Annotated in this window: 10 protein-coding genes and 1 pseudogene; 6 read left to right on the top strand and 5 right to left on the bottom strand. The window is 67.4% G+C overall.

The features are described 5' to 3' along the window. Window positions 1-17: 17 nt before the first annotated feature. Window positions 18-797: a hypothetical protein gene (locus G4D87_RS25960; RefSeq protein ID WP_240358613.1), complete on the bottom strand. Its 780-nt coding sequence runs from the start codon at window positions 795-797 to the stop codon at window positions 18-20. Window positions 798-871: 74 nt separating this feature from the next. Further along, window positions 872-1171: a DUF6289 family protein gene (locus tag G4D87_RS25955; RefSeq protein ID WP_163785002.1), complete on the bottom strand. Its 300-nt coding sequence runs from the start codon at window positions 1169-1171 to the stop codon at window positions 872-874. Between the two features lie 338 nt (window positions 1172-1509). Between G4D87_RS25955 and G4D87_RS25950 the strand changes: the two genes are divergently transcribed. From G4D87_RS25950 to G4D87_RS25925, 6 genes and pseudogenes are all read left to right on the top strand, one after another. Then, on the top strand, window positions 1510-3111 hold the full coding sequence (locus G4D87_RS25950) for a PKD domain-containing protein (protein WP_176409523.1): 1602 nt from the start codon (window positions 1510-1512) through the stop codon (window positions 3109-3111). A 166-nt stretch (window positions 3112-3277) separates the two neighbouring features. Next, the gene (locus G4D87_RS25945; RefSeq protein ID WP_163784998.1) at window positions 3278-4963 is read left to right on the top strand and encodes an alpha/beta hydrolase; all 1686 of its coding nucleotides are present in this window, start codon (window positions 3278-3280) and stop codon (window positions 4961-4963) included. A gap of 4 nt (window positions 4964-4967) precedes the next feature. Further along, window positions 4968-5541: pseudogene (locus tag G4D87_RS25940) on the top strand (protein kinase domain-containing protein); the annotation flags it as partial. Window positions 5542-5623: 82 nt separating this feature from the next. Further along, window positions 5624-6478, top strand: a complete 855-nt coding sequence (locus G4D87_RS25935; RefSeq protein ID WP_163784996.1) for an ion transporter — start codon at window positions 5624-5626, stop codon at window positions 6476-6478. Between the two features lie 146 nt (window positions 6479-6624). Then, window positions 6625-7506: an aldo/keto reductase gene (locus G4D87_RS25930; protein ID WP_163784994.1), complete on the top strand. Its 882-nt coding sequence runs from the start codon at window positions 6625-6627 to the stop codon at window positions 7504-7506. Window positions 7507-7634: 128 nt separating this feature from the next. Continuing rightward, window positions 7635-8642 carry a hypothetical protein gene (locus G4D87_RS25925; RefSeq protein ID WP_205507726.1) on the top strand — a complete coding sequence of 336 codons (1008 nt, stop codon included), beginning with the start codon at window positions 7635-7637 and terminating at the stop codon, window positions 8640-8642. 236 nt (window positions 8643-8878) lie between these two features. Here the strand turns inward: G4D87_RS25925 and G4D87_RS25920 are convergent, their stop codons facing one another. The 3 genes from G4D87_RS25920 to G4D87_RS25910 form a co-directional block, all read right to left on the bottom strand. Beyond that, complete coding sequence (locus G4D87_RS25920) at window positions 8879-9238, bottom strand: hypothetical protein (RefSeq protein ID WP_163784990.1); 360 nt, start codon at window positions 9236-9238, stop codon at window positions 8879-8881. Window positions 9239-9558: 320 nt separating this feature from the next. Continuing rightward, window positions 9559-10131, bottom strand: a complete 573-nt coding sequence (locus tag G4D87_RS25915; RefSeq protein WP_163784988.1) for an imm11 family protein — start codon at window positions 10129-10131, stop codon at window positions 9559-9561. Between the two features lie 3 nt (window positions 10132-10134). Beyond that, window positions 10135-10398, bottom strand: a 264-nt coding sequence (locus tag G4D87_RS25910) for an AHH domain-containing protein (RefSeq protein WP_205507725.1), incomplete at its 5' end; no start/stop codon positions are given.

Genomic DNA, 10398 nt, shown 5'->3' with positions numbered 1-10398 from the left:
TGCCCGGGGCCGTCTCGCTATGGCGCGCAGTAGATGGCGCGCTCGAACTTGCCCGTCACGTCGACGATGGAGTCCGCGCGCACCACGTACTCACTTCCGCCTACACGCGTGTCGGCGTTGCACCAGTCATACGTGTAGCCCAGTCCGGTCCAGGGGTAGTGCGTGCTCTGCCAGAACCCATAGCTGGAGGCGTAATAGGCGTTGATCCAATCCTTGTGCTCGGAGGTGGCCGAGGCAGGAAACTGAAGGCCGCACGAGGCGTCGTCAATCTCCGCGTCCGGGCAGGGCCGGAACATGTCCGCGGGCCGGACCCACAGCTCGACGATGTAGCGAGCGTTGTCGCCCTCCGTGGCCGGGGGCAGTCCCAGGTACTGGTTGAGGCGAGCGACGAGCTTCTCTTCGGGCACCGACTTGCAGAACGTCTGGAGCTGAGGCGCGGGCGTGACCCATACCTCACGGGAGAGGGTGTTCTCGCCCAGCGCGTAGCCAGTGTACGTGGTCCAGATGGCCATGCGCACCGCCGTCTGGGACTCGTTCCAGATGAGCCTCGGATTCGACGGGCTGATGTCCCACAGCGCCGTGGAGATGTCCGCGGAGGTGGGCTCGGCCGCGTTGCGGACGGCCTCCGCATAGGTCTGTGCGTCGCAGGAGAGCTCCTCGGGAGGATCCGGAAGCGGGTCCTGCGTATCGTCACCGCAGCCAGCGAGGGCCAGGAGCGCGGTGGTCGCGGTGAAGGTTCGCAGGGGACGCGAGAAGGCGCTGAACATCGTGAGGTCTCCGTGAAAGGGTGGATTCACGGAGAGTCTAGACGAACCACGAAGAAACGAGAGCCTCGTCTCTCCGTAAATCGCACGGCGCCTGAGCGCGCCCGTCATTCAGCCGCGGACGCACCGTCCTGTGCCTCGCCTATACACGGCTCGGCATACACCACCTCCACGTATGAAGTGCGCCTGCCAGTAAGCACCGCCAGCTGGCCGCACGCACAATAGGTCTCCCCAACCCAGGTCGTGTGACTCGCGTCGCTGTAATAGTTATACAAGGCATTCTCGACACAGAGAAAGTCAACGTCATCGCCCTGGGGCGCTTCTGACTTCCCTGCCTCGGAAACGCTCTCACCAGCCCCCAACAACAGTCCCATCGACATCAAAAGCACAGCGGAAAGTCCGGCCATGGTCCCTCCCAGCAGAGTGGAATGCGACCGTACGCAATTCAAGACGAGACAGCAATCACAGCAAATCGCAATCGACACTACTCAACACTCACACCCCGCGCAACCCGTCCCTCACCCGGTTCACGCCCATTGCAGACACCTGTGCTTGAACGTTCTAGCCTGACTTGAATCAACCCAAAGATTGACATGAAGGAGCCGTCACTCCCAGTGTGAGGCCGCCGCCACCAGTGGCGACCCGGAGAGCGCGTGGGTATGCGCGAGCGCATTGGCTCTCACACATCGACGCGAATCGCCTGCCATCGTCCCACTCACGACGCACAACGCGAAAGGAACTTTCCATGCCGAAATCGAATCAATCCGCGCCGTCCGTCTTTCTCCGCGGCCTGTCGCCAGCACTCGCCTCGCTCGCCCTGGCCGTCGCCGCGCCGGACGCCAGCGCGTACTCGGCGATCTACGGCGGCGGCCCGTTCTACTCCGGCGGGACCGCGGTGATGAACGACCTGCGCAGCTCGGGCTTCACCACGGTCATCCTCTGGAGCTTCCACATCGAGGAGAACGGCGACCTCATCTACAACGACATTCCGGTAGTCAAGAACGGCGCCTACATGGGCGATCCGGCCTGGCCGGCCCGCCTGGCCACGCTCAAGACCGCGCCGACCTCGGTCAATCGCATTGAAGTGTCGACTGGCGCCTGGGGCGTTCCGGACTTTGAACGCATGATCAGACTGGTCAACGGCACCGCCCCCGGCTGCGGCACCACCATCGTCTGCGGCACCGGCACCAACAGCATCCTGTACAGGAACTTCCAGGCGCTGAAGACCGCCACCGGCGCCGACGCGGTGAACTTCGACGACGAGAGCGCCTACAACCTGGCCCCGACCACGACCTTCAGCCAGATGCTCATCGGGATGGGCTACAAGATCACCTTCGCGCCGTACACCCAGCAGACGTTCTGGCGGAACCTCAAGAACAACCTCGGCAGCGCAGTCGATAGAATCTACCTGCAGGTCTACGCCGGCGGCGCCGGGAACAACCCCGCGAGCTGGAACACCGCGATGGGCATGACGGTCGCTCCGGGTCTGTGGTCCAGGCATGGCAGCGGCTGCGCGTCGGGCGACAGCCCCTCCGTGGTGCAGACCCGGATGAGCAACTGGAAGGCCAGCGCAGGCATCAGCGGTGGCTTCATGTGGTTGTACGACGACATCCAGAAGTGCAGCGCGCAGGGGACCAGCGCGCAGTACGCGGCGGCCATCAACACCGCCGTCAGCGGCAACACCCCGCCGGTGGCGAACTTCAGCGTCACCGTCAGCAGCCTCACCGCGACCTTCAGCGATGCGTCCACCGACGCAGACGGCACCATCACCTCACGTAGCTGGAACTTCGGAGACGGCAGCACCTCCACCGCGACCCACCCTTCGCGCACCTATGCGAGCCCTGGCAACTACAACGTCACCCTGACCGTCACCGACAATGGCGGCGCGAGCCATGGCAACTCCCAGACGGTGTCGGTCGGCTCGGGCTACGCCAACCTGGCGCTGAACAGGCCCACCACCAGCTCAGCGCCCTGCAACAGCAGCGAATCGGCGGCCAAGGCGGTCAACGGCAGCGTCTCGGGTGGCACCACCGACAAGTTCTGCTCGCTGGCCTCGCCGGCCTGGATGCAGGTCGACCTCGGCTCGGCGCGGACCGTCAGCAGCTTCACGCTCAGGCATGCGGGCGCGGGGGGCGAATCGACAAACTGGAACAGCCGGGCGTTCACCATCCAGACCTCGAGCGACGGCTCCACGTGGAGCACGCCCGTCACGGTGAGCAACAACACCAGCAGCAGCTCGACCCATGCCATCACCGCGACGTCGGCGCGCTACATCAGGCTCAACGTGACGGCGCCGACGCAGAGCGGCGACCCCGCGACGCGCATCTACGAGTTCGAGGTTCGCTGACTTTCGAACACGAAGCGGGCCCTCGTCGCCGCCAGGGCCCCAGGAGCCGGGCATGCCGAGCGCGTGCTGCCGGGGGCCGTTCCAGGGCCTACCTTCCGTGTGCCGTCTCTCGACGCCTGCTCGGCAGCACCGTGGCGGGCATCGAGGTCCTTTCGCGGGGGTCGTCATGGAGCGCCTCTTCACTCGCGCTGTCCGGCCCGCGCTGGCGCTTGGTGCCTGGCCCCGTTGGCTCCGCTACACGTTGCCGGGCGCGTGGGGCGCGCTGCTCTTCGCGTGCCTGGCCTTCACGCCCTCCCTGTTGCCGCGCAGCGGGCCCTTCCAGGGCTTCGTCAGCGGCCTCAGCGCGGCCATGGGCTACGGGCTGGGGGTGCTGGGCGCCTGGCTGTGGCGCGAGTTCTCCCCACGTCCGGCGAGGACGCCGAGTCCTCGCGCGTGGCGGGGCTTCTTCGTGACGGCGCTCGTGGCGCTGTCCGGCGCGCTGCTGCTGGGCTGGCACTGGCAGCAGCGCATCCGGGAGCTCATGGGCGTTCCCCACCCGGGCAACGCGGGCTACCTGGTCGCACCCGTCGTCGCGGCGGCCGTCTTCATCCTGCTCATCGCCGCGGGACGGGGGCTGCGCGCGGTGTACCGCCGGTTGGACGCGCGGCTCGTTCGGCATATCGGCCCTCGCGCGGCCCGCGCGACGAGTGGACTGGCGGTGGTGGTGCTCACCGCGCTGGTGGCGAGCGGCGTGCTGTGGGATGGGCTCATCGCGCTGGCGGACCAGACCCTGAGCGTGCGGGACGCGACGACCGACGAGGGCGTGTTCCAGCCCCGCACCGCCCTGCGCTCCGGCGGCCCCAGCTCCCGGGTGAGCTGGGAGTCGCTGGGACGGGAGGGGCGCAACTTCGTCGGCGGGGGCCCCTCCATGGCCGACCTCGCCGCGTTCGAGGGGGCGGCCGTGAAGGAGCCGATTCGCGTGTACGCCGGCTACGCCTCCGCACCGGACGCCGAGGCGCGGGCCACGCTCGCCGTCGAGGACCTCGAGCGCGCCGGCGGCTTCGACCGGGCCTACCTGCTGGTCGTCACCACCACGGGCAGTGGCTGGGTGGTGCCCGAGGCCGTGGACGCCTTCGAGTACCTGACCCGCGGTGACTCCGCGATTGTCGCCATGCAGTACTCCCACCTGTGGTCCTGGCTCTCCGTCCTGGTGGACCAGGAGCGGGCGCGTGAGTCGGGCCGGGCGCTCTTCGACGTCGTCTACGAGCGCTGGTCCAGGCTCCCCGCGGGCCAACGGCCGAAGCTGCTGGTGTTCGGCGAAAGCCTGGGCTCCTACGGCGGGGAGACGGCGTTCAGCGGCGAGCGGGACCTGGCCAATCGCACCGATGGCGCGCTGTTCGTGGGGCCGCCGAACTTCAACACCCTGTATCGCGAGTTCACGGACCACCGGGACGCGGGCAGCCCCGAGATAGCGCCCGTCTATCGGAACGGACGCATCGTTCGATTCAGCCGGCGCCCTGGAACGAACCTTCCTCCCGCGTCCGCCCCGTGGGGGGACTCCCGAGTGCTGTACCTGCTCCACCCCTCGGACCCCATCATCTGGTGGAGCCCCCGGCTCTTGTTGCAGCGGCCGGACTGGCTGCGGGAGCCTCGCGGCCACGATGTCCTGGGCGCGATGGTGTGGCTCCCCTTCGTGACGTTCTGGCAGGTGACGGCCGACCTGCCACTGGGGATGGAAGTGCCCGCCGGCTACGGCCACGTGTACACCGGCGAGCACGTGGACGCCTGGGTCGCGCTCCTGCGCCCTGACGGCTGGACCGACGAGCAGACGGCGCGGCTGCGGGAAGTCCTGCGCGCCCGCGGAGGCGGCTAGACTGGACGGCCGCCTCAAGCCCTACGTCATGGACTTCGGGCTGGCGCGCGACCGGACGGAGCAGGGCCTCACGGCCACCGGCGCGGTGCTCGGCACGCCGCACTCCATGGCCCCGGAGCAGGCCCGCGGCGAGGTGTCCCGGCTGGACCGCCGCGCGGATGTCTACAGCCTGGGTGCCACGCTCTACACGGCGCTGACGGGGCAGCCACCCATCCCGGGCGACAACGGGCTGGAGGTGCTCAGCAACATCGCCACCGTCGAGCCCCGCCCGGCGCGCGCGCTCAACCCGGCCCTGCCCGTGGACCTGGGAGACCATCGTCCTCAAGTGCCTGGAGAAGGACCGCGCCGCCCGCTACGACTCCGCGCGAGCCCTGGTCGAGGACCTGGAAAGGTTCCTCGCGGGCGAACCCGTGCGCGCGCGCCCCACCGGCCCGGGCTACCGGCTGCGCAAGACGCTGCGCAAGCACCGCATCGTGGTGGGCGTGGCCTCCGCGGCGCTTCTCACCGTGGCGCTCGCCGCCGCCCAGGTCGCCCTCACCCGCCAGGAGGCCCTCCGGCGCGAGCACCTCTCGCGCCGGGGATGTCCAGAGCGCCAGACGGGCGCCCGCCCAGGCTGCCGTGGGTGTTCATCCCAGGCCCGCTGCGTTAGCGTGGAGCCCCATGCGAAATGAGGAATCCGTCTCGGGGGCCGATGAAGCGAGGCAGGTGCGCGCCCTGGAGGAACAGGCGGGCGCCGCTTCCCCCAGGCTCGCCCTGAGGGACTTCCTCATGTCCGTGCTGGCGCTGGTCAGCCTCGTCCCCATCCTCTATGTGGAGATGGCGGGGCTGCGCTGGCCGGAGCCGCGCTTTCAGGTGCTCGCGGCCATTGACCTGGGCTTCATCTGCATCTTCCTGGGAGACTTCCTCTGGGGCCTCTTCCGGGCGGAGCGCCGTACCGCGTTCCTGCGCAGCCGCTGGTTCGAGCTGCTCGGCCTGGTGCCCTTGTACGCGGAGGCGTTCAGCCTGCTCCGCGTCACCCAGTTGCTACGCCTGGCGCGCGTGTTGCGGTTGCTGCGAGTGGTGTCCTCGTACCGCCGCATCCGCTCGATCGCCGTGCTGGATGCGCTCCTCAACCGCTACAAGCTGGGACACACGATCCTCATCGCCTCGGCGGTGGTGACGGGCATGGCCACCGTCGTGTGGATGCTGGAGCGGGACACCAACCCCGCGTTGTCGACGTTCCAGGATGCGATCTGGTGGGCCATCGTCACCGCGACCACCGTGGGGTACGGTGACATCACCCCGCATACGGGGCTGGCGCGCGTCTGCGCCACGGTGCTGATGCTGATGGGCATTGGCCTCATCGGCATGGTGGCGTCCAGCCTGAGCAATGCCCTCCTCGCGGCGGACAACGAGACGGCCGAGCCATCCGCGCCGAGCCTCGCGTCCGAGCTGGAGCGGCTGACCGCGCTGCGGGAGCGCGGCAGTCTCACGGAGCAGGAGTTCACCGCCGCCAAGCGCAAGCTGCTCACCTGAAGCGAGCGCGTGACACCTTCCCCGAGGACAACGGCTGCCCGGACGGCGGCATCCGCGGGAGCCTCGCCTCCTGAGACGGGCCCGAGCACGAACATGCTGTGAACTCCACTGCCGCGTGGCTTTACCAGGCCATGCGAGGAGGTTTCATGGAGCGTCGCTCCCTGGGAAGGACGGGACTGCAGGTGTCCGTGCTCGGCTTTGGCGCCGGACACGTGGGGGGGCCGGCGCTCGCGGAAGCGGAGGCCGCCGCGCTGCTGCACGGCGTCCTGGATGCGGGCATCAACGTCATCGACACGGCGCCCGGCTATGGGGCGTCGGAAGAGCGCATCGGACGGCACCTGCAGGGGCGCCGCTCCGAGTTCGTCCTCTCCACCAAGTGCGGCTATGGCGTGCCGGGGGTGGAGGACTGGACGCCCGAGTGCATCACCCGTGGCGTGGACCAGGCCCTCATGCGCCTGCGCACCGACGTGCTCGACGTGGTGCATTTCCACTCGTGCCCGCTGGAGGTGCTCCAGCGCCCCGGGCTCGTGGAAGCGCTGGTCCGTGCAGTCGAGGTGGGCAAGGTTCGCGCCGCGGCCTACTCCGGTGACAACGCCGCGCTGGAGTACGCGCTCGAAACGGGTGCCTTCGCCGTGGTCCAGACGTCCGTCAACCTGTTCGACCAGCGCGCCATTGAACGGGGCGTCGCGTGGGCACGGGAGCGGGGCATGGGGGTCATCGCAAAGCGTCCGCTGGGGAACGCGCCCTGGCGCTTCGCGGAGCGTCCCAGCGCGCATGACCTCGGTGAGTACTGGCACCGGATGCGGACCTTGGCGCTCGACCCGCGTGGCCTGGACTGGAGCGATGTGGCCTTGCGCTTCGCCGCACACGTCCCTGGCGTGTCCACCTGCATCGTGGGCACCGGGAGGCTGGAGCATCTGCGGCGGAACATCCAAACGCTGGAGGAGGGCCCGCTGCCCTCCGACTTCGTGGAGGCCCTCCGCGACGCGTTCCGCCGGTGTGGTGCGGGTTGGGATGGGATGATTTGAGGCTGCACGCCAACGGTGCCCCACGGAGGGGACGGCTCGACGCGGCCTTTCATGTGTTCCGGGGAGCGCATCCAGAAGAAGGCCGGGCCCCCTCGCATCTCCGCGAGGAACCCGTGACAATCCACGAAATGAACCTGCGACACTCGATACGCTCCCTGTTGATACTCTCCCTCGCAGTCGCTCCCGCACTGACTGGCTGTGGTTCCGATGACGTCGATCCGACGCCGGACGCGGGCCGTCAGTCCGACGCTGGCACCGAGCCCGACGCAGGTACTGAGCCTGACGCGGGCACCGAACCCGACGCGGGCATTGAGCCTGACGCGGGCACCGAGCCTGACGCTGGAACCGAGCCTGACGCTGGCACCGAGCCTGACGCTGGAACCGAGCCTGACGCTGGAACCGAGCCTGACGCTGGAACCGAGCCTGACGCTGGCACCGAGCCTGACGCGGGCACCGAGCCTGACGCGGGCACCGAGCCTGACGCTGGCACCGAGCCTGACGCGGGCACTGAGCCTGACGCGGGCACCGAGCCTGACGCGGGCACCGAGCCTGACGCGGGCACCGAGCCCGACGGGGGCACCGAGCCCGACGCGGGCACTGAGCCGGACGGAGGCAGCGAGCCGGATCCGTTCACCGTCTGCGAGGGCGAGTGTCAGGAGACCGTCATCACGATTCAATTGGGCGGGAACCAGCGCGACCTGACCAGCGCCTACTTCGGCTACGAAGAGCCGGAGAACGCTTCGGACCCGTGGGAGCTGTGGATCGAGCTCAACAACGGCGCGCCGGGTGAGTGCCCTACCGAGGTTTCGCCGCTCCCACCGCAGCTTGTCAATGTCTACTCAGTCAGGGTGCCGGTGGACGCAACGCCGCAGGTGGGCTCCGCGCCAGGCGAGCCGCGAGCGACGCTCGTCGACTTCGAAGGCGTGCTAACGACGGCGTTCTTCCTGCACAGCACGAGCCTCACGTTCACGCCCGTGGCGGCCTCGCTCTGCCCTACCTGCGTCCTGGACGGCACCCCTCCCGAGTCGCACTTCGTGGCCTTCGACGTGAACGGCATCTACGAGAATGGCGCCCTCACCGGTCACGGGTACGCCACCTACTGCCCCACACTCGACTCCTTCAAGCGCAGGAAGTGACCGCGGTCCGACACCCCTGACGGTGAGTCGGACCTGCCCGGGCCCCTGACACGGGGCCTGGGCGCCCCAGGTGGAAGTCCATCCGAGCTGGGTGGAGCGCTCGCCGCAGCACGAGGAGCGCCGCATGCCGCCGGCTCCGGGGGCGGAGCAAGCCCCCGTGGTACGGCCGGAACTCCCGCTGCTGTAGCAAGACGATGCGTTCGAGATGTACCGGAGCATGTCCTGGCGGTCGGCTTTCAACCCCAGCGGTCTTGCTGGAGCTCCTGAAGGCGAGACTTGATCTTCGCCTCACGTTGACCATCCATCCTCGCCATGGACAGGTGGCGCATCGTGACCTGCTTCGCCACCTTGTCGAGCTCGTCCGCGGACAACTTCGGGTTGTCGCGAATGAACGCCTCCATCTCGCTCATGATTCTCTGTTCGAGCTTCGCGATGCCGGGCTTCGTAATGCCAGTCACGTATCCGGACTGGATGAAGGTCTCCATGAGGTTGGCCGCCGTCACCTTCCAATCCGGGGCCGTGGCAGTCGCCTTCGTCGAGTTCGACGTGGCACTCTTTGCAGAAGAGGATGAGCCCATGCCCAGCAGACTTCGCACGGCATGAAAGACAGGCTGTCGAGTCGTGATAGCCACGGCGCACCCCCAATGCAGACGAGTTGGAGGAATTCTAGGGCAGACATTTGGCGGGAGGACTCGCGAGAACCCCCTACGTCGCCTGACTTTGTCAAGTCCCAAACGCTATCGACCCCACCCCGCAAGGGCCGCCCGCTGGAAGAGCACAGCGGTGAACGCTCCCATCCTGCTGGAGGTCCTGGCCGCGGATGAGGTGCAGGTCGGGAGCATGGAGACCGAACGCTTCGGCGCTGACGGCACCGCGGGCCTCTACATCCACTGTGTCCCTTCGGCAGACGTGCGGTTCAGACCTCTTCGAACTTGCCGCCGACGATGCCGTTCGCTTCGAGGGCATTCTTGATCTCTTCGTCGACAATGATGGGGATGTGATAGCCCCAGAGTCGGAACACGCGAGCGTCGCTGACCTTCGCCTTGTCGATCCGCAGACCCGAAACGGAACGGTACTCGCCAAGTCGCTCCGGCTCTCCGTCCTCCTCCGTGAAGTGCTGAACCTCTTCGCACGCGGCGTCGTCAATGCAGCGAATGGTACGAGCTACGTTCAACAGATAGTACTGCTCGCGCTGCCCCTCAACATCGACAGGGAATAGCTGAACGTCGTTAGGCGCCATTTCACGAAACACGTTTGCCGCCCGCGCACCAACAATCGGAGTTCCTCCAACGGTCGTCTTGTCGAAGACGAGCGGCCTCCCCGGTCGGGACAACGGGACTCGCAGCACGTCAGGGGGATCGACTGGCCTTCCTTCGACGAACGCCCAGATATTTGGAACCGTCTGCCCCGCAGGACTTGTGGGTTCAGCTAGATACCAACGACCCGGCACATACACATCGAAGTCGAGGCCGAAGAATCGTCGTTCCATGAATCATGCTCCCGGGTCTTTCAGAATGAGCTTCCGCATCTTAGTTCCCGCCGTCGTAAGGTCACGAGCAATTTTGCTCAACTCGTTGACCAACTTGCTCCGGCACTGCGCGGTGTCCCTGCATCCTTTCATCGCAATGCTGATGCGGTTCAGCACTGCCTGATGGTATTCGCGCGTGTGGGAGCCCTTGTGACCTCTGATGCGAACCAGGTTTGCGGAATCATCCAAACTCAAACCTGCCTGCCTGCCTGCCTGCCTGCCTAAAGA

Source organism: Myxococcus vastator, assembly GCF_010894475.1.
GTDB lineage: Bacteria > Myxococcota > Myxococcia > Myxococcales > Myxococcaceae > Myxococcus > Myxococcus vastator.
Note: the sequence above shows the minus strand (reverse complement) of the source record. Positions and strands in the feature narration are given on the sequence as shown.